The 19,073-nt window shown below is 72.2% G+C and carries 14 protein-coding genes; 5 read left to right on the top strand and 9 right to left on the bottom strand.

Features of this window, described 5'->3' with window-relative positions; translation table 11 throughout:
• Positions 1-100 precede the first annotated feature (100 nt).
• Together ABD208_RS00530 and ABD208_RS00525 are read right to left on the bottom strand one after the other, a co-directional pair.
• Positions 101-1,138 carry a DUF6807 domain-containing protein gene (locus tag ABD208_RS00530; RefSeq protein WP_344098710.1) on the bottom strand — a complete coding sequence of 346 codons (1,038 nt, stop codon included), beginning with the start codon at positions 1,136-1,138 and terminating at the stop codon, positions 101-103.
• Positions 1,135-2,271, bottom strand: a complete 1,137-nt coding sequence (locus ABD208_RS00525) for a Gfo/Idh/MocA family protein (protein ID WP_344098709.1) — start codon at positions 2,269-2,271, stop codon at positions 1,135-1,137. Before ABD208_RS00525 ends, ABD208_RS00530 begins: the two co-directional genes overlap by 4 nt.
• 221 nt (positions 2,272-2,492) lie before the next feature.
• Between ABD208_RS00525 and ABD208_RS00520 the strand changes: the two genes are divergently transcribed.
• Positions 2,493-3,650, top strand: a complete 1,158-nt coding sequence (locus ABD208_RS00520) for a cellulose binding domain-containing protein (RefSeq protein ID WP_344098708.1) — start codon at positions 2,493-2,495, stop codon at positions 3,648-3,650.
• A gap of 75 nt (positions 3,651-3,725) precedes the next feature.
• Here ABD208_RS00520 and ABD208_RS00515 read toward each other — a convergent pair whose 3' ends face one another.
• A complete protein-coding gene (locus ABD208_RS00515) occupies positions 3,726-5,333 on the bottom strand; it encodes a mannitol dehydrogenase family protein (protein ID WP_344098707.1) in 1,608 nt (535 codons plus the stop codon).
• A 135-nt stretch (positions 5,334-5,468) separates the two neighbouring features.
• Positions 5,469-6,638: a LacI family DNA-binding transcriptional regulator gene (locus ABD208_RS00510; RefSeq protein ID WP_344098706.1), complete on the bottom strand. Its 1,170-nt coding sequence runs from the start codon at positions 6,636-6,638 to the stop codon at positions 5,469-5,471.
• A gap of 113 nt (positions 6,639-6,751) precedes the next feature.
• Between ABD208_RS00510 and uxaC the strand changes: the two genes are divergently transcribed.
• Together uxaC and ABD208_RS00500 are read left to right on the top strand one after the other, a co-directional pair.
• On the top strand, positions 6,752-8,203 hold the full coding sequence (gene uxaC / locus ABD208_RS00505) for a glucuronate isomerase (protein WP_344098705.1): 1,452 nt from the start codon (positions 6,752-6,754) through the stop codon (positions 8,201-8,203).
• A 177-nt stretch (positions 8,204-8,380) separates the two neighbouring features.
• Entirely contained in the window at positions 8,381-10,489 is a 2,109-nt protein-coding gene (locus tag ABD208_RS00500) for an alpha-glucuronidase (RefSeq protein ID WP_344098704.1), read from the top strand.
• A 102-nt stretch (positions 10,490-10,591) separates the two neighbouring features.
• Here ABD208_RS00500 and ABD208_RS00495 read toward each other — a convergent pair whose 3' ends face one another.
• Positions 10,592-13,369, bottom strand: a complete 2,778-nt coding sequence (locus ABD208_RS00495) for a glycoside hydrolase family 9 protein (protein WP_344098703.1) — start codon at positions 13,367-13,369, stop codon at positions 10,592-10,594.
• A 221-nt stretch (positions 13,370-13,590) separates the two neighbouring features.
• Here ABD208_RS00495 and ABD208_RS00490 point away from each other — a divergent pair, with 221 nt between their 5' ends.
• Positions 13,591-13,794 (top strand): ribbon-helix-helix protein, CopG family, encoded by a 204-nt coding sequence (locus ABD208_RS00490; protein ID WP_344098702.1) that lies wholly within the window; start codon positions 13,591-13,593, stop codon positions 13,792-13,794.
• Positions 13,791-14,168, top strand: coding sequence for a type II toxin-antitoxin system death-on-curing family toxin (locus tag ABD208_RS00485; protein WP_344098701.1), 378 nt, complete (start codon positions 13,791-13,793; stop codon positions 14,166-14,168). The genes ABD208_RS00490 and ABD208_RS00485 overlap by 4 nt, the downstream gene beginning before the upstream one ends.
• A gap of 9 nt (positions 14,169-14,177) precedes the next feature.
• Here ABD208_RS00485 and ABD208_RS00480 read toward each other — a convergent pair whose 3' ends face one another.
• The 4 genes from ABD208_RS00480 to ABD208_RS00465 all read right to left on the bottom strand — a co-directional run bounded on the left by ABD208_RS00480 (position 14,178) and on the right by ABD208_RS00465 (position 19,024).
• Positions 14,178-15,065, bottom strand: a complete 888-nt coding sequence (locus ABD208_RS00480) for a hypothetical protein (RefSeq protein ID WP_344098700.1) — start codon at positions 15,063-15,065, stop codon at positions 14,178-14,180.
• A gap of 59 nt (positions 15,066-15,124) precedes the next feature.
• The gene (locus ABD208_RS00475) at positions 15,125-15,871 is read right to left on the bottom strand and encodes a glycosyltransferase (RefSeq protein ID WP_344098699.1); all 747 of its coding nucleotides are present in this window, start codon (positions 15,869-15,871) and stop codon (positions 15,125-15,127) included.
• Between the two features lie 209 nt (positions 15,872-16,080).
• Positions 16,081-17,412 (bottom strand): glycoside hydrolase, encoded by a 1,332-nt coding sequence (locus ABD208_RS00470; protein ID WP_344098698.1) that lies wholly within the window; start codon positions 17,410-17,412, stop codon positions 16,081-16,083.
• A 73-nt stretch (positions 17,413-17,485) separates the two neighbouring features.
• Positions 17,486-19,024 carry a GH39 family glycosyl hydrolase gene (locus tag ABD208_RS00465; RefSeq protein ID WP_344098697.1) on the bottom strand — a complete coding sequence of 513 codons (1,539 nt, stop codon included), beginning with the start codon at positions 19,022-19,024 and terminating at the stop codon, positions 17,486-17,488.
• Positions 19,025-19,073 lie beyond the last annotated feature (49 nt).

Raw genomic sequence — 19,073 nt, 5'->3', positions numbered from 1 at the left:
TCGGGCGAACCCTCACGACAACGTGACCAGGACTCCGGCGTCGGACAACCGCCATACTGGGCGAAACCGAGCACCCTCGCGTCCGAACGAACAGAATCGGTCAGCGGTGGGTGATCCCCAGCTCGCGGCGGCCGAGGTCGGCGAGGGTGGCGGCGCGGGGTTCGTCGGAGGCGCCGTCGGCTACGACCACCGCGTAGTCGAACGTCAGGGTCTCGCCGGGGGCGAAGGGGATCTCCTCGCCGAAGGCCGGGGCCGGGCAGAGGCAGCAGAACGGCTGGGAGCGCACGAACCACTGGGGCTTGCCGCCCGGGTTGGTTCCCGGGTCCACCATCAGGAGGGTGGAGGAGGCGGCACCGCCCTCGGGGGTGGGGGCCGCGCCGTCGTGCCGGCCGACGATGCCCATCCACTCGAAGCGTTCGCCGCGCACCTGCTCGGCGTCGCCCGTGAAGCCGGGCGCCAGCACGACGCCGTCGGTGAACGAGCGCGGGCCGCGCCAGAACAGGCCGCCGTAGCCCGCGTTCTCGCGGCCCTTGGTGGTGGGGCTGCCGAGGTCCAGGGCGTCGTCGGACACGTTGGTCAGTTCCGCGTGCCAGGCCAGCACCCAGACGCCGTCGCGCAGCGACGCGCGGACGGAACGTTCCTCGCGGACGACGACGGCGCCGGGCGTGACCTGGAGCGGGTCACCAGGACCCTGGCTCCCGCCGGGGCCCGGCGGCTCCCAGCCGGACGGCGGGACGCGCCAGGCCAGGTCCTCGCGGAAGCCGGCCGAGCCGCCGTCGGACCAGACGGTCGCGAACCGCTCGTGCTCCTGCGTGCCGTCGTTGGCGAGATCCTGGTAGCCCTCGTCGCGGACGTAGGTGGGGCCGCCCCAGAAGTTCCACGGGCCGACGTTCGGCAGCGACCACGCCAGGCCCTTGTGCCACACGTGGTCCCACGGGCGGTACGTGCTGAGCTCGCGGCCGCCCGTGGTGCGGATCGGGTGGAAGTACGGGCGCGGGGACTCGTACTGGACGTCCGCCGGCCGGTACACGTAGGTGAACAGGTCGCAGCTCAGGGCCGAGCCGTCGTCGTCCAGGTGCACGCCCGACGGCGGCGTCCTCCGGTGCGGGGCGTCGTGCGGGTGCCACGGCTCGCTCATCGGGCTGCCTCCTCGGGGTGGGCGGGGACGTCCTTCACGGGCCGCCACTCCGGGCCCGAACCGCGCATCGACTCGTAGAACGGATCCGCGGGCCCGATCTGCCCGGCGCGCACGGGGGTCCCCGTGAACGCCGACCGGTAGATCGCGGCGGCGAGCTCCAGGGTGCCGCGGGTGTCCGACACCGTGACCGGCAGGGGCGCGCCCGTGGCGAGCGCCGGGTACGTCGCGACGAACTGGGCCTCGTGGCCGCTCGGCAGCGCGTCCGGTTCGGGGGTCCAGAGCTGCGCGACGTCGGTGCCCTCCAGGGGCGTGAACGTCCAGTTCTCGTCCGAGTAGCCGTACACGTGCGACAGCTCGATCGTGGCCTTCTCGGTGTCGAACCGCAGGTCGGAGGCCTGCCGCGGGGAGAGCAGGCTGTTCGTGACGCTCGCCATCGCGCCGTTCGCGAAGCGCACGATCGCCATGGAGACGTCCTCGGTGTCGACCTCGCGCGCCAGGCGCCCGGCCATCGCCGTGACCTCGGTCCACTCACCGAAGATCGCCAGCAGCAGGTCGAACTGGTGGATGCCGTGACCCATCGTCGGGCCGCCGCCCTCGGTGTCCCACCGACCGCGCCAGGGGACGTCGAAGTAGGCGGGCGGGCGGAACCACATCGTGTCGCAGGTCGCGACGAGGGGCCGGCCGAGCGCGCCGTCGTCCAGCAGGCGGCGCAGCCGGAGCGCCCCGGCGCCGAACCGGTGCTGCACGATCTGCGTGAAGCGCGCCGTGCCACCGCCGGCGCGGGCCGGCGCGGCGGACCGCTCGGCGGCGGCGATCGCGTCGGCCTCCTTGAGGGAGAGCACCGCGGGCTTCTCGACGACGACGTGCACGCCCGCGGCCAGGGCCTGGAGCGTCGCGGGCAGGTGGACGCCCGGGGGCGTGCAGATGTGCAGCACGTCGGTGTCGGCGAGCGCCTCGTCGAGCGACGTGCCGTGGTTCGGGACGCCGTGCCGCGCGGCGAAATCCGCGGCCCGGCCGGGATCGATGTCCACCGCGTGGGTGACCCGCGCCTCGATCCCGTGGTGGCTCAGCGCGGCGAGGGCGTCCGCGTGCAGGGCGGCGATGGCGCCGGTGCCCAGGATGGTTGCTCGCATGTCGGGAGATCTCCCCTGTCGTCGTCGACGGCCCGATTGAAACGTTACAAGACTCTACACCGCATCGGATTCCCCGGGAAAGCCATGATCGCGCTGCGGCGTGCGGGATCGAACTGATTAAGCGTTTCAGCTAGCTCCGGTGGTCTGTACGGGGCGGCGCGCGCGGACTACGTTCTGAAAACGCTTCCCACCCTGTCATTCCATCGCTAAGGACGTGGATCATGCGAGCATTTCGAACGCGAAGAGGCGTTGCGATCATCAGCGCGCTGGCGGCCGCCCTGGTCGCGGGCACGCTCCCGGTGATCGGCGCCGCGTCGGCGTCGGCCGAGGAGGGCTGCGAGGTCGAGTACACCGTCGCCAGCAACTGGGGCAGCGGGTTCCAGGCGAACGTCACGATCACCGCGGGCAGCGAGCCGATCGACGGCTGGGATCTCACCTGGGCGTTCCCCGCCGGGACCACCGTGAGCCAGGCGTGGAACGTCGGCTGGAGCCAGACCGGCACGACGTTCCACGGGTCCGACGTCGGCTGGAACGCGAGCATCCCCGCCGGGCGCAGCGTCCAGTTCGGGTTCGTCGGCTCGGGCAGCACCGCCTCGCCGTCGTACGCCCGCGTCAACGGCGACCTCTGCAACGGCGTCGTCCTGCCGACGCCGCCGAAGTCGCCGCCGACGCCGCCGGCGTCGGCCACGCCCTCCGCCACGCCGACCGTCAGCCCGGCGCCGTCCCCGACGACACCGACCGATCCGCCGACGCCGGCGGGTCCCGTGAAGATCATGCCCATGGGCGACTCCATCACCGGCAGCCCCGGCTGCTGGCGCGGCAACCTCTGGCAGCTGCTGGACACCGCCGGGCACGAGGTCGACTTCGTGGGCGGGGAGTCACAGGCCTGCAACCCCGCCGCGTCCGACGCCGACCACGAGGGCCACGGCGGCTACCTGGTCACCCAGTCGGTCTCCAACGGGAACACCTACCGGTGGATGCAGCAGAACACACCCGACGTGCTGCTGCTGCACTTCGGCACCAACGACGTCTGGAGCAACCTGCCCCCGTCGCAGATCCTGGCCGCGTACACCTCGATCGTGACCGACCTGCGGACGCTCAACCCGGACGCGACGATCCTGGTCGCCCAGATCATCCCGCTCGAGCCGGCCCCGTCGTTCGGCTGCACGGACTGCGCGCAGCGGGCGATCGACCTCAACGCGCAGATCCCGGCGTGGGCGGCGGAGAACTCGACCGAGGAGTCGCCGATCGTCGTCGTCGACCAGTGGACGGGCTTCGACCCGGACACCGACACCTATGACGGCGTCCACCCCGACGAGGACGGCAACGTCAAGATCGCGGCCCGCTGGTTCGAGGCGCTCGACCGCGTGCTGCCGTAACCCCGGACCGCCGGGGCGGTGGGACCTGGACACCCCTGCCGCCCCGGCCCGGCGCCGAGCTCGCCCGGCCACCGGTCACGCCTTCACGTGGCCGAGGACCTCGGCGACCAGGCCGCCGTTCGAGACGGGCAGCAGGCCCGGCAGGTCCAGCAGCTTGCGGACGGTGTCGTGCGGCGCGTCGCCGGCCGAGACCAGGGCGGCCAGCTCGGCGGCCCGCGGGTCGTCGACGCCGCCGCCGGTCCCGCCCGCGACGTCGTCGGACACCCCCGCCGCGGCCAGCGTGCGGCGGCGGACGAACAGCGCCCACGACGCCAGGCCGAAGGCCAGGCCCTCCGGCACCCTGCCCGCGGCCAGCGAGTCCTCCAGCGTGCCGCCCCAGCGGAACGGGATCTTCTGCGTGCCGTCCATCGCGACCTGGGTCGTGGTGTGGCCGGTGTGCGGGTTGGCGAAGCGGCGGAGCAGTTCCTCGCCGTACTCCTGCAGGTCCAGGCCCTGCGGGGCCCGGAGCGTGGGCAGCGCGTCGTCGAACAGGTAGGTGCGGGCGTACCGGGCGATCACCGGGTCGGAGACGGCCTCGGCGATCGTCGCGTGGCCCGCGAGCGCCCCGGCGTAGGCGAGCAGCGAGTGGGTCCCGTTGAGCAGGCGCAGCTTGGCCTGCTCGAACCCGGCGACGTCGTCGGTGAACGTCGCGCCCGCGAGCTCCCAGGCGGGCCGCGGCCCGGCGAACGTGTCCTCGATGACCCACTGCGTGAACGGCTCGCCGACGACGAGCCCCTCGTCACGGACGCCGAGCGCCCGTTCCACGACGTCGCGCTGCCCTGCCGTGGTGGCGGGGACGATCCGGTCCACCATCGAGCACGGGAACGTGACCTGCGCCTCGAGGTAGGCGCGCAGGCCGTCGCCGTCGGCCCCGGGCAGGGCCGCGCCCGCGGCCTCGCGCACCAGCCCCTCCAGCACGCGCCCGTTCTCGACCATGTTGTCGCAGGTCAGCACGGTCAGCGGGGCGCCGCCCGCGCGGTGCCGCGCGGCGATCCCCCGGACGAGCAGCCCGATGGCCGACGACGCCGCGGCGGGCTCGGCCGCACCGCCCGCCGATTCCGCCGCGAGGGCGTCGAGATCCGGCCGGACGCGGGCGAGGTCGAGGCCGCCGCCGGGGAGCCGGGCGTACCCCTTCTCGGTGATGGTCAGGGTGATGACATGCGTGGTGGGGGCGGCGATGGCCGCCAGCACGCGCCCGGTCTCCTCGGCGGGGTAGGCGATGTCGACGACGGCCCCCACGAGCCCGACCTGAAGCTGCGGGCCGAGCACGAGGTTCCCTTCGTCACCACGAGGTTCCCGCGCGTCGCCCGGGAGAGAATCCCGCGAACCTCGTGCTGGTGCAGGCAAGCTCGTGGTCGACGACGACCGCGGCTCGGGTGCGGGGGGAGTCATGTCGCCGGCCGTGAGGACCGCGTAGACGCCGCCCTGGGGGCGGAGCTGGTCGCGGACCGTGGCCGAGCGCTGGGTGACGCCGAGGATGCCCCAGGTCAGGTCGCCCGTCGCGGCCATCGCACGTTCCGTGTAGACGGCCTGGTGGGCGCGGTGGAACGCGCCGATCCCCAGGTGCACGATCCCCACCCGCTCGGGGTGCACGGGGGCGGCGACCCCCTCGGGAAGCGCTTCCCTCGAAAGCCTGTCAGTCATGTCCATCCTCCTGGTCGGCGTGCGGTTCGGCGGGAGTGCCGCTGCCTCGTCACCCACGAGTTCCCAGGTGCGCCACGCACCGAGGCCGTAGCACGCGGCGCACCTGGGAACCCGAGGGCGACCCGGCAGCAGAGCTCATCTCCCTGGTGGCTCCTCGGGGGCGCTCCCCGCGGAGCCGCGGATCACCAGTTCCACGGGGAGCTGGGCGCCCGCGGGCGCCGTCGTCCCGGACAGGCGCGCCAGCAGCAGGTCGACGGCGCGGCGGCCCAGCTTGTCCAGCGGGACGCGGACGGTCGTGAGGGCGGGGGTGACCAGGGTCGCCAGCGGGACGTCGTCGTACCCGATCACGGACATCTGGCCGGGCACGTCGATGCCGCGCTGCCGCAGCCGGTCCAGCACCCCGAGCGCCATGAGGTCGTTGAAGACGACGACGGCGGTCGCCGGGCTCGCCACGGCGTGATCCGCGGCCTGGATGCCGCCGGCGAAATGCGGCCGGAAGTCGCCGAGCTCGATGAGGCGGACGTCCCACCTGGTGGCGGCCGCGTGCAGGCCGGCGACGCGGCGGGCGGCGGACCACGAGGCCTTCGGGCCGGCCGCGATGCCGACGGTGCGGTGGCCGAGGGCGCTGAGATGGCCGAGGATCTGCGCCACGCCGTCGGCGTCGTCGAGCGTGATCGCCGGGATCCCGGGGACGACGGCGGACGCGGCGGGCGACCGCCCTTCGGCGACGACCGAGGCCCGCGCATCGAGTGCCACGGGCCGCCCACCGGAGACGACCAGAGGCTGCTCGGGGACGATCGGCGGCCTCTCGGACGATGGCTCCGGCGGAGCCGCGGCGGCGACCGGCGGCGGCAGCTCACGGTTGAGCAGTACCGCGATCACGCCGTCCAGCGCCTCGTAGAGGCTGACGGCGTCGGCGCGCGGGGAGGCCAGGAGCAGGCCGTCCGTGCGGATCGCGAGGGCCCGGATCAGCTCCGGCTCGACCTCGGGATCCTCGTCGGAATCGGCGACGAACACCTCGTAGCCCTCCGCGCGGGCGCGGGCCTGGACGGCCTTGGTGACGGCGGCGAAGAACGGGTTCCCCAGGTCGGGGACGAGCAGGCCGACCGCGTGCGTACGCCCGGTGCGCAGGCCGCGCGCGACGGGATGCGGCCGGTAGCCGAGCTTCTCGGCGGCACCCAGCACCCGGGCGCGGGTGGCCGGGGAGATCTTGCTGGACGGGTCGAACGAGCGGGAGACCGTCGAGATCGAGACACCCGCGTCGCGCGCGACGTCGTGCACCGTGGCCATACCGCTCCTTCCCATCCGGGGACCCTATCGCGTGCAAACGTTCGCACAATGACAGGCCCGGCGCAAGCACCCGCACCCTCCGGTAGCATGCAAACGTTCGCACTGCCGCCGCACCGAAGGGGCCACACATGAGTGACTGGACGCTGCACCCCGACCGCGCCCTCCCCGCCGACCCGGCCACCCGGCCCGTCGCCCGCGAGATCTACGAGACCACCCGCGATCTCCCGATCGTCTCGATGCACGGCCACGTCGACGTCGCCGCGTTCGCGGACGACACGCCCTTCGGCGACCCGGCGCAGTTGTTCGTCGTCCCGGACCATTACCTCACCCGGATGCTCGTCTCGCAGGGGACGCCGCTGCCCGCGCTCGGCGTCGGCCCGGAAGGTGCCCCTGGTCTGGAGAAGGACCCGCGCGCGATCTGGCGCCGGTTCTGCGAGGGCTGGAAGCACTTCCGCGGCACGCCCACGCGGTACTGGATCGAGCACGAGCTCGTCGAGATCTTCGGGATCACGCGGCGGCCGTCCGCCGAGACCGCCGACGCCATCTACGACCAGCTCGCCGAACGCCTCGAGGACCCGGCGTTCCGGCCCCGCGCGCTGCTGGACGAGTTCCGCATCGAGGTCATCGCGACGACGGACCCGGCGTGGAGCGACCTGGCCCAGCACCAGCGGTTGGCACAGGAGCTGAAGGGCCTGGACGGTACGGGCACCCCCGGCAGCGCCCGCGTGCTGCCCACCTTCCGGCCCGACCCGTTGCTCCACCCGGCCCGCCCGGGCTGGCGGGACGACGTCGCGCGGCTGGCGACGGCGTCGGGCATCGAGATCGGCGGGTACGCCGCCTACCTCGACGCGCTGCGCGAGCGGCGCCGCGCGTTCGTCGCGGCGGGCGGGACCGCGACCGACCACGGCCACCTCAGCGCGGACACGACGCCGCTGCCGGACGACGTCGCCGCGGAGCTCTTCGCGCGGGCGCTGGCCCGGGGCGAGGTCACGGCCGAGGAGAACGCCGCGTTCTCGGGCCACATGCTGTTCCAGATGGCCGCGATGTCCTGCGAGGACGGGCTGGTCATGCAGCTGCACCCGGGCGTGCTGCGCGACCACGACCCGGAGCGGTTCGCGACGTTCGGGCCGGACAAGGGGTACGACATCCCGGTCGTCACCGAGTACGCGAACGGGCTGCGGCCGGTGCTCAACGCGTTCGGGCACGCCGAGAACTTCCGGATGATCGCGTTCACCGTGGACGAGGACGTGTACTCGCGCGAGCTCGCGCCGCTGGCGGGCGTGTACCCCGCCCTGCGGCTGGGCGCGCCGTGGTGGTTCCTCGACGAGCCGGACGCGATGCGGCGGTTCCGCGAGGCGGCCACGGGCACGGCGGGCTTCTCGAACACCTCGGGCTTCGTGGACGACACGCGCGCCTTCTGCTCGATCCCCGCCCGCCACGACCTGAACCGCCGGGTCGACGCCGGCTTCCTGGCCCGGCTCGTCGTCGAGCACCGCCTCGAGCTGGACGAGGCCGTCGACACGGCGGCCGACCTCGCCTATCACCTCCCGAAGAAGGCCTACGCCCCGCCGTCGGCCTGACCGTCTCCCCTGGCAGGAGGGCGCCATCAGGTCGCCCGAATTCGATATCGTTTTCCGACGGAGTTCGGTCCGGTCCGCCCGGTTTCGGGGGGTGGACCTGGGACGTCCCGTCGCGGCACTCTCTTGTTGTCCGCGCACCAACCGCCCACCGCCCCCTCTACGGAACGGTCACGAACGGTGAACTCCCCCACCTCGTCCACGGACACCACTCCCGCGCATCCCGCCTGGCTCCCCTCCTCCGCGTTCGCGGCCGTCGGCCGGCGCCGGGTCGCCGTCCGGGGCGACGGCGCGCTCGTCGGCACGATCGCCGCCGAGGTCGCCGGCGCCACGGCCGCCCACGGCGGCTCGTTCACGCGCCTCGACCCCGGCTCGGGCGTCGGCGACGCCGACCTCGTCCTCACCCTCACCGAGGACGACGACGCCCCCGGCCCGGACGACGGCGGATCGGCCTGCGACGCCGAGGACGAATCGTTCCGTCTGCTGCGGGACGACGGCGCCGTCGTCGTCCAGTCGGCCTCCGACCGCGGGCTGCTGTACGGGTTCTTCCACGTCGTCCGGCTCGGCGAGGCGGCGTTCACCGGGCCCGACGCGGTCGAGACCCACGCGCCCGCCACCCCGCTGCGGATGCTCGACCACTGGGACAACGTCGCCGTGCACGACGTGATGGGACAGGTCGAGCGCGGCTACTCGGGCGGCTCGATCTTCTACGCCGACGGCGAGGTGCGCGCCGACCTCTCCCGCGTCGAGGAGTACGCGCGCCTGCTCGCGTCGACCGGGATCAACCGGGTCGCGATCAACAACGTCAACGTGCACGCCCGCGAGGCGCGCCTGCTCACCGACGGGCTGCCCGACGTCGCCCGGATCGCCGCCGCGTTCCGGCCCTGGGGGATCCGGGTGCACCTGGCGGTGTCGTTCGCGGCGCCCATGACGCTCGGCGGGCTGCCGACCGCGGACCCGCTGGACGCCGGCGTCGCCCGCTGGTGGCGCGACGCAGCCGACCGCGTCTGGGCGAGGATCCCGGACTTCGGCGGGTTCGTCGTCAAGGCCGACTCCGAGGGCCAGCCCGGCCCGTTCGCCTACGGCCGCGACCACGCCGACGGCGCGAACCTGCTGGCCGCGGCCGTGGAACCGCACGACGGCCTGATCCACTGGCGCGCGTTCGTCTACGACCACCGCCAGGACTGGCGCGACCGCTCGACCGACCGGGCCCGCGCCGCCCACGACAACTTCGCCCCGCTCGACGGCCGCTTCGCGGACAACGTGATCGTCCAGGTCAAGCACGGGCCGATGGACTTCCAGGTGCGCGAGCCGATCTCGCCCGTGCTCGCCGCGCTGCCGCGCACCCGGGTCGCCCTGGAGCTCCAGGTCACCCAGGAGTACACGGGCCAGCAGAAGCATGCCGTGTACCTGGGCCGCGCCTGGAGCGAGATCCTGCGGTTCGATTTCCTGGCGGGCGCGGCCACGCCACCCGTCCCGGAACCAGGGACGACGACGTCGTCGGACATCCCGCCCGGCCCGACGACGGTCGCCGGGCTCGTCGCGAACTCCGGCGGCCTCGTCGCGGTGTCGAACGCGGGCGACGACGAGTTCTGGACCGGGCACCCCTTCGCGCAGGCCAACCTCTACGCCTACGGCAGGCTCTGCTGGGATCCGGCCGCGGATCCCGTCGGCCTGCTCGGCGAGTGGATCGCGATGACGTTCCCGGGCGCGGCGCCCGGCGTCGCCGGCGCGATCCACGAGATCCTCGACGACTCCTGGGAGACCTACGAGCTGTACACGGCCCCGCTCGGCGTCGGGTTCATGGTGCGCCCGGGCCACCACTACGGCCCGGACGTGGACGGCTACGAGTACACGCCCTGGGGCACGTACCACTTCGCGGACCGCGACGGCATCGGCGTCGACCGCACCGTCGCGACCGGCACCGGGTTTGCGGGGCTCTACCCCTCCCCCTGGCGCGAGATCTACGAGTCGGCCGAGACCTGCCCCGACGAGCTGCTGCTCTTCTTCCACCACGTGCCGTACACCCACGTGCTGCACTCCGGGAAGACGGTGATCCAGCACATCTACGACACCCACTTCGAGGGCGTCGAACGCGTGGAGCGCTTCGTGGCGACCTGGTCCGAGGCCCGCTCCTCACTACCCGCCGACGCCGCCCGCCTGGCGGCCCGGGTCACGGACCGCCTGACCGAGCAGCTCCGCAGCGCCACGGACTGGCGCGACCAGCTCAACACCTACTTCCTCCGGAAATCTGGCGTCCCGGACACCCACGGCCGCACGATCCACTGACCCCGGGACCCCCGGAAAGCAGGGAGCCGACCATGTCATTCCGGTCGATGGACACGTAACCATCGACCGGGATGACATGGTCGGCTCCCTGCTACCGTCTCGTCAGCCTGCCGTGCAGGTTGCCGGGATCGATGTCGGGGGCTTGCCGTTGCCCAGGAAGCCGAACTCCGTCGTGCCGCCGGCCGGGACGTTGCCGTTCCAGCTCATGTTCTTCGCGGTGACCACGGACCCGGAGCTGGTGAACTGCGCGTTCCAGCCCTGGGACAGGGTGGCCGGGGTGAGGTCGAACGTCGTCGTCCAGCCGGTCAGGGCCGTGGCGCCCGCCTTGACCTTGACGACGCCCTGGAATCCCGAGCCCCACGAGCTGACCACGGTCAGCGATGCGGTGCAGCTGGCGTCAGGCGTGGGCGTCGGGGTCGGCGACGGCTCGGTCGGCGTCGGGGTGGGCGACGGCTCGGTCGGGGTCGGCGTCGGCTCGGAGCCGCCGTCGCCCGCCATGTCGTCGGCCCACGACGAGAGCCAGCCGAGCGGCGCGTTCCAGTTGATCGTCATCTCGTTGGTCGACCACGAGTCGATGTGGTCGATGTAGCAGAACTGCGGGGCGCAACCCTGCAGGTTCTTCTGCGCGATCGGGTCCTGGATGTCGGAGTTCGCACCACCCGCGAGCATGCCGTCCGGGTGCGCCGGCAGCCGGTCGGCCGACGCCATCCACCGGTTGTGCATGTTCTGCGAGAAGTACGTCCCGTAGCCCTTGACGTAGGAGTTGTTGAGCGCGTTGCGACCCAGCACGTAGTCGAACGACTCCAGCGCGCCGTCGCGGTACCTCGCGTCACCGGTCAGGTCGAACGCCGTCGCGATGACGACCGCGTTGTTCAGCACCGAGCTGTTCGAGGCCCACTGGTACTGGGCCGGCGCGTAGGCCTGGCCGAACGGCTGGGTCGCCTGGTCCGCCAGGTACCCGTCGGCACCCGCGATCACGGAGTCGACGACGGCCTGCCGGCCGGGCAGCTCGTTCGGCACGGTCGCCAGGTCCAGCCGGGCGGCCGCGGCGGTGAAGCCCCAGTCGAACCCGGTGGTCCGCCAGATGTCGCCGTTCGCGCCGCCGACGTGGTACGGCGACGAGGTCACGGCGTCGGCGAACGGCGCCTCACCCGTGGTCAGGAACAGCTGGGCGGCGGCCCAGTAGAAGTCGTCGCCCAGTTCGCCGTCGTTGTACGGGCCACCGCCCGGGTTGGCGACGAGGTTCGAGTTCGGCGCGATGATCCCCGGGTGGTCCTGCGCGGCGTCCCACGCCCTGCGGGCCGCGGCGAGCAGCTGGTCCGCGTAGGCGGGGTCGATGTCCGCGTAGAGGCGGGCACCCTGCGCGGCCGCGGCCGCCAGGTTGAGCGTCGCCGCGGTCGAGGGCCGGTGCACGTAGCGAGGCATGGGGTCCTCGCTCGGCAGCAGGTTGAGCCCCGTCCAGGCGACGTCGTGGATCTTGTGGTGCACCAGGCCGCTCGCGTCGATCTGCTCGCCGTCGATCGTCATCTGGGTGCCGTTCTCGACCTGCATCCTCAGCATGAAGTCGAGGTTGTGCCGGACCTCGTCGAGGATGTCCGGCACGTCGTTCCCGCGCTCGGGGATGACGAGCGTGGAGTCGCCCAGCGCGCCCTCGGTCACCTGGTCGGCGTGCAGGGTCCGCTCGTAGGCCGAGAGCAGGCCGTAGACGGAGATGCCGGAGTTCACGACGTACTTGCCGTGGTCACCGGCGTCGTACCAGCCGCCGGACGCGTCGATCGCGTAGCCCTCGGGGCAGTCCCAGCCGTCGACGCCGTAGTGCTCGTTCGAGCCGGCGGCGGGGTTGCCGCTCGCGTCGACCGCGCCGGTGGGCGGCAGGCAGGGCACGTTCACGTCGCCCTGGTTGACGGCGTCGCCGCCGAACGGGGACACGTGGCCGGCCGGACGCGCGTACTCCGACTTCAGCGTCTCGCCGTCGACCTCGACCGGGACGATCTCCTGACCGGAGCGCTGCGTGTAGTAGATGCCGAGGGAGTCGGCGCGCAGCTGGTCGTAGATGTCGGCCGAGATGTCGAACGGGTACGAGACCTCGCCGTCGGCCTTCAGCGTGAAGCCGGTGCCGGTCGTGGTGACGTCCGAGAAGTCGATCGTGTGCACGTTCAGGCCCGCGGACGGGTCCGTGCCCTCGGGCGTCGAGTCGCCGGAGTCGACGACGGCGCCGTCCGCCCCGAGCAGCTCCCACGCCACCGGCGTGGTCGAGTCCGTGACGACGGTCGCGTTCTTCGGGCCGTCGGGGAGGTAGCCGACCTGGTTCACGCGCACGCGCGGGCCGGTGTCCGGCTCGTAGCCGATGATCTCGCCGCCGGTGAGCAGGGAGAACTCGTCGAGGCAGAGCTCGAAGGGCTCGGCGTTGCCGCCGAGCTGGATCTGGACCTGGCTGTCCGCGCTCTGCGCGACCTCGAACGCCTCGGTGAACACCTGGCCGTCGGCACGGAGGGTGATGTCGGCGTAGTAGAGGGGCGGCCAGTCGGCCGCCGGGTCCGGGACCATGACCCGGGCCGACGCCTCGGGCGAGGCGCTGGCCGCGACGCTGATCGTGTACGGGTCGCCCGTGGTGATCGGCACACCGCTCTGGCCCACGATGACGTCCCACTGGTTGCCGCCGGCGGGCACGGTGCCGCACATGGTGCCGTCGGCGGACTCGGTGAAGTCGACGCCACCGGCGACCCACCAGGGCTCCAGTGCGCCGTCGAATCCTGGGTTGGTCAGTAGTTCCGTACCGTCCGCGGCCTGGGCGGCCGCCGGCGTCAGCAGAACGCCCGTAAGGGCGATCGCTGCGACCGCTGCGGCCGCCGGACGGCGGCGCTGCTGTCTGGGTATCACGCTGACTCCTCGGTGAGAGCGCTTCCAAAGATGGACGCGGCCAACTTAATCGCGCACCGCCGACGGCGACACCCCTGGCTCCGAATTGATTCGATTAACATCGTGGTATCACCGTGGTATCACGCTGCTACCATCGTGATACCACGGCACTGTCGCCACGGCGGCGTTTCGGCCGCGCGTTCGAGATGCGATATGTTTCTAGGGAAGGCATGATCATGGCCATGACTCTCCGACTCAGCGAGGCCGAGGACGCCGCCCTGGCCAAGACCGCCGAGCAGCTCGGCATCTCCAAGCACGAGGCGGCGCGGCGCGCCATCCGTGAGCTCATCGACTCGGTGTCGACGCCGTCCATGTCGGACTGGCTCGCCGCCGCCGAGTACGTCGGCAGGCGTGACCGCGAGCTCCTGGACCGGCTGGCGCAGTGACCCACCTCGTCACACCGCTCGTCGCACTGCGGATGTTCGAGGCCGCGGAGGGGTTCAAACCTGTCGTCCGCGACCTCGGGCTCCTCGAGGGCGCGCTGACACGCGCGAACATGTCCTCGTACGGGCAGGAGCTGTACCCGGGCATCCATCTCAAGATGGCCGCCACGCTCGACTCGGTGAACCGGAACCACCCTCTGATCGACGGGAACAAGCGGCTCGCCTGGATCATCGTCGCGGCCACGTACCGCGTGAACGGACATCGCGATCCCGCGGGAACCGTCGACGAGCACGAGGCCTTCGTGCTCAAGGTCGCGTCCGACCATCCCGATCTCGACTGGATCGCCGCACAGCTGGAGCAGTGGTTCGGCGGCTGACCCGCCGGGTCATTCCCCGTTGCGGGCCTTCGCCGGGAGGCCGATCTCCCAGAACTCGATCGTCTGCAGGATCCAGAAGCCCGCGAAGATCAGCAGCAGGAGCGCCTCCACCACGAAGACCGTCTGGGCCGGCGCCCGCCACCCTAGGAACTCCGCGGCGCCCAGCGCGGCCAGCCCCACGACGATCACGGCCGTCATCGTGATCGCGATCGCCCGGTAGGCGCGGCGGTACGCCTGCGGCCGCAGCCCGCGCGTCCGCTCGCCGGGACCGCCCGTCACCTGCTGGTCCCGCCCGTTCACCCAGGCCACGGCGATCAGGCAGGCGAAGAACGCGAGCGCGGCGACGTAGTGCGCCCAGCCCAGGAACGCCGCGGGCCACAGCGACATCCAGGCGGCCACGGCACCCCAGGCCAGCCACGTCAGCCACAGGTCCCAGCCCGCACCCCGCACCAGGTCGCCCCGGCGCGGCCAGGCGGCCAGCAGCAGCACCGGGATCCCGGCGAGCAGCAGCGCGAGGACGTTGTTGGCCACACGCTCCGGCACGTCGAGACAGTACGGCTCGCCCGCGCAGCCGGCGGGCGTGAGCGGCGTCGGCACCATCGCGCTGAGGATCGCCGTCATCCCGGCGAAGTTCAGCAGCACGTCCTCACCGCCGTCGCGCCCCTTGACGGCGATCATGCAGATCCCCGCCACGAAGAGCACGCCCACGAAGACGTTCTGGACGGGCGTGTAGAAGTAGGTGCTGATGGAGGCGAACCACCATTCCTGCCCGGGCCCGGCCGCCGCCCGGTCGGCGGCGATCTGGAGCGCCAGCGCGATGAACAGCACCAGCACCATGGAGACGATGGCTACCCGTAGGTAGCGATAGCTGAGACTTACCCCCTGAGTCTGCGGCATGCCCCTAAGGTGCCAGAAATGCCGACAAACCACCAGTCAGGCGACTGGTACGGAAAGTTTCAGACGTCGCCCGGGCGAACGAACCGCTTTTCCACGTCGCTCACCAACGCCGCGTGGTTCCACAGCACCGCCGCCGACCACACCACCCCCAGCGCCCCGACCACGATGTCGCCCGCGGTCAGCAGCACCAGCCCGGCGACCACCACCAGCAGCAGCCCGCCCAGCGTGACCCGCCACTGCGCGAACAGGTAGTAGGCCGCCAGCCGCGCGACGTCGCGCACCCGGAAGCTGAAGAAGGACACGATGACCAGGGCGTGCATCGTCCACAGCACGACCGCCACGCCGAGCACGATGAGCAGCCCCAGGTACACGCCGGGGACGGCGGTGATGATGCCCACGCCGGAGCCGGCCAGCGCGCCGCCGTCGCCGACGACGCCCGCCCCCAGCCCCCCGATCGCCACGTAGACCAGCCCGGGAAGGGTCATCCACAGCGCGTCCGACCAGTTCAGCCGGTATCCGCGGAAGAACGACCGGGCCGGCGTCAGCCCCTCGGACCGCCGCCGGTCCCGCAGGCCGTACAGGCCCGCCGCGAAGGCCGGGCCGAGCGGCGCCAGGCACAGCGCGAGCACCGGGGCGTTGCCCGGCGAGCTCTCCAGGAACTGCATCGGCACCGCGCCCGGCAACGCGGCCACCACCATCAGCAGCCCGGTCACGAGATACCAGTAGACGACGTTGGTGACGCGTGCCAGCGGTCCCTCGCCGAACTCCTTGGCGGACGCCGCGCTGTCGCCCCCTTCGCCGCTCATCCCACTGGCTCCCCTCGGGTTTTCACCCTGTCTCGGTGTTCGTGCACGATATCCAGGTCGACCAGCGCAGGGGGCCTGATCTCGCGTCCGTTACCGAGATGGAACCACGTGTGACCGAACTGGTACCGTCCCCGGCCCGGTCCGGCCGGGCCGGGGACGGCTCCTGACCGGATCGGCCCCGGCCACGCCCTAGGTCTCCTGAACCGGGGTCACCTCACCTTGAACGTCGTCACGCTCTCGGGCGGCAGGGCGGCCGTGAAGCCACCGCCCCTGGTCCGGATCGCGGGCTGCACCTGGAGGTTGCGCGTCGCGTCCGTGAGCCAGGAGCTCGCGACGTTCGAGCGAGCGGCCCCGCCCAGGTCGAAGCGCTGCTCGACCGCCGTCGTCCCCTTGTTCACCGCCACGACGACCACGCCGCCACCGCCCACGAAGGCGGAGGTGAAGACGCCGTCGGCGGGCTGCGCCGTCGCGTCCACGCGCACGTACCCGGGCCGGACGAACTTCGACCAGTGCGCCATGTTCCAGCCGCGCTTGCTGATCACCCCGTTCTCCTTCAGCGGCCCGTAGTACCGGCAGATGTACCACCAGATGTACGTCTGCATCCCGCCGTCGACGAGCGTCCGGTGGATGTTCTCGCCGACGTCGAGGGCCTGCGGCCACGTGTCGGCGTCGTCCCGGCTGTTCGGGTGGTAGATCTCGGTGGCCCACAGCTCCTTGCCCGCGCCCTTCTGGTCCCACAGCGGGTAGGCGAACCAGTCGTCCGGGATCCCGTACAGGTGGGTGCCCAGGATGTCGAGGTTCGCGAGGGCCTGCGGGTCCTGCAGGATCAGGTCCGACGTCGCCTTGACGTACTGGAACGACTCCGGCGCCATGACGCGGGCCTGGATCGACCCCGCGTGGTCGCGCATGAAGCGCAGCAGCTCCTGGGGCGTCCACCAGGTCCAGCCGTGGGCGTAGTCCGGCTCGTTCTGGATCGACATGGCGTACAGGTCGACGCCGTTCTCGCGCAGGAACGCGATGAAGTCGTTGAGGTGCCGGGCGTAGGCCCCGTAGGCGTCGTGGCGGAGCCGGTTGCCCGGGGTGCCGTCGCGGTCGAAGGTCTCGACGAGGTCCGCGGGCGGGTTCCACGGGGCCGCGATGACCTTGCCGCCCCGGACGTTCACGTAGCGGGCCGTCTCGACGACCTTCTCCCAGTTGGCGCGGTCCTCCGGGACGGGGATGCGGACGATCGTGAAGCCGAGCTGGTCCGCCCCGTTCCCGAACGCCGTCTCGCGCTGCTCGGGGGTGAGGTCGGGACGCCAGACGGGGTGGTTCATGCCGCCGAACCCCTGGATGGTCTGGCGCCGCGCGGCGACGTCGACGACGACGGGCCGGGCCGCCGTCGCGACGCCGGCCGCAGCCCCCGCGGGAAGCACGGGGAGAGCCCCGGCGAGCGGGATCGCCCCGGCGGCGGCGAGGAAGACACGCCGGCTGAGCGCCGACGGGCTGGTCCGGGAGTCCCCGGCCGGGTGGTCACTGGTTCGGCTGTGGTGGTGCGACATCGTTGTCCCTGTCCTTTCTACGAACCGATGGTGCTGGTCACAAGCGTGAGATCACGTGCGAGGGCAGCGCGGGTCACGTCCCGAGGACGCGGCTGTCGTCGAGCCATTCCGGCGTCTCGTCCCGCACCACGTCGATCTCGACGAGCGTCACGCCGTGCCGCCCGAGCACGAGGTCGAGGTCGACGCGGCCGGTGCCGGCGCCGTCGGGCGCAGGCGTGACGGGGGACGACGACGCCGTCCGGGCGGGCTCCGCGAGATCCCGCAGCAGGTCGAGCTGCCGGGACGACGGCGAGGCCGGGCGGCCCATCTCCCCCCACGCGTGCCAGGCGTTGCCGCGCTCGGTGTCGACGTCGTACCGCACGACGAACGCCCGCCCGCCGGCGGCGGCGGGGACCGGGACGCTGAGGCTGAGCTCGTGGCGGTCCGGTTCGGCCGGGGCGTCCGTGCCGCCCACGGGCTGCCAGGCCAGGACGGTCACGCGGCCGGTGGCGTCGTCGCGGGTGACCAGGTGGTCGGCGCCGCGCGCCAGGATCTCCTGCCCCATGCGGGCCATGAACGCGTACAGGTGGTAGGTCGGCTTCCTGACCTGGCGGTGCGTGAGCAGGCCGAAGCCGCCGTGGAAGAACGACGTCGGGATGCCCACCTCCTCGAAGACGTCGCTGAAGGTCCAGTAGGAGAACGAGTCGACGACGTCGCCGCCCTCCGCCAGCACCGGCGCCAGGTAGGCGGCGTTGTACGCGGTGTCGTGGATCGGGTTGTCCGGCCGGTAGGAGGTGTTGAACTCCGACACGTGCAGCGGGAGGTCCGCGAGCGGCGTGCCGGCGAGCAGCTCCTTCGGACGGGCGAACTGCTCCAGGAGGTTCCGGGGCGGGCGCAGGGCCTGGTAGACGCCGAACGGCACGTGCTCGGCGGGTCCCGAGGTGTAGGCGTGCACCGAGGTGAAGTCGACGGGCACGTCGCGGGAGGTCACGAACTCGGCGAAGGGTTCCCACCAGTCGTCCGCGCCGGGCGAGAGCACCGGGCCGCCCACCTGCAGCTCGGCGTCGACCTCTTTGACCGCCTTCGCGGTGACCTCGTAGAGCCGGAAGTACGCCTCCTGGTCGGCGTCCTTCCAGAAGACATGGAGGTTGGGCTCGTTCCACACCTCGACCGGCCAGGTGCGGACCTCGCTCAGCCCGTAGCGGTCGATCAGGTGCCGCAGCACCGCGCGCACCAGACGCGCCCACTCGGAGTGGTCGCGCGGCGGGGTGATGTTGCCCTTCCACCAGAAGACGGTGTCGGTACCCGAGGCCAGCGCCTCCGGCATGAAACCCAGTTCGAGGAAGGGTTTGACCCCCAGGCTCAGGTAGGCGTCCACCACCTGGTCGACGTAGGTGAAGGCGTACCGCGTGCCCCGGTGGCCGGCGGCGTCGTACGGGCGGAACACGCCGACGTCGTCGGACAACAGGCCGTGGCCCCGGATGTACCGGAAGCCGATCTCGCGCTGCGCGAGGGCGAGCGACTCCTGGTAGTCCTGCCGCAGGGCCAGGTTGAAGCGCCCGGTCCCGACGCAGTGGCGCCAGGCGTCGCCCAGCCGGCCCGCCGCCTGGGCGGGCACGACGATCCGATTCACGTTTCTCTCCTCGATGGTGGGGGGCCGCGAGGCAGGGCCCGCGACAGGC

This window comes from Myceligenerans crystallogenes (assembly GCF_039529775.1).
Lineage (GTDB): Bacteria > Actinomycetota > Actinomycetes > Actinomycetales > Cellulomonadaceae > Myceligenerans > Myceligenerans crystallogenes.
This window is presented reverse-complemented; position numbering and strand designations above follow the sequence as displayed.

Coding starts and splice junctions, on each gene's coding strand:
- ABD208_RS00530 (WP_344098710.1), bottom strand. CDS start 1,138: ATGAGCGAGCCGTGGCACCCGCACGACGCCCCGCACCGGAGGACGCCG.
- ABD208_RS00525 (WP_344098709.1), bottom strand. CDS start 2,271: ATGCGAGCAACCATCCTGGGCACCGGCGCCATCGCCGCCCTGCACGCG.
- ABD208_RS00520 (WP_344098708.1), top strand. CDS start 2,493: ATGCGAGCATTTCGAACGCGAAGAGGCGTTGCGATCATCAGCGCGCTG.
- ABD208_RS00515 (WP_344098707.1), bottom strand. CDS start 5,333: ATGACTGACAGGCTTTCGAGGGAAGCGCTTCCCGAGGGGGTCGCCGCC.
- ABD208_RS00510 (WP_344098706.1), bottom strand. CDS start 6,638: ATGGGAAGGAGCGGTATGGCCACGGTGCACGACGTCGCGCGCGACGCG.
- uxaC (WP_344098705.1), top strand. CDS start 6,752: ATGAGTGACTGGACGCTGCACCCCGACCGCGCCCTCCCCGCCGACCCG.
- ABD208_RS00490 (WP_344098702.1), top strand. CDS start 13,591: ATGACTCTCCGACTCAGCGAGGCCGAGGACGCCGCCCTGGCCAAGACC.
- ABD208_RS00480 (WP_344098700.1), bottom strand. CDS start 15,065: ATGCCGCAGACTCAGGGGGTAAGTCTCAGCTATCGCTACCTACGGGTA.
- ABD208_RS00475 (WP_344098699.1), bottom strand. CDS start 15,871: ATGAGCGGCGAAGGGGGCGACAGCGCGGCGTCCGCCAAGGAGTTCGGC.
- ABD208_RS00470 (WP_344098698.1), bottom strand. CDS start 17,412: ATGTCGCACCACCACAGCCGAACCAGTGACCACCCGGCCGGGGACTCC.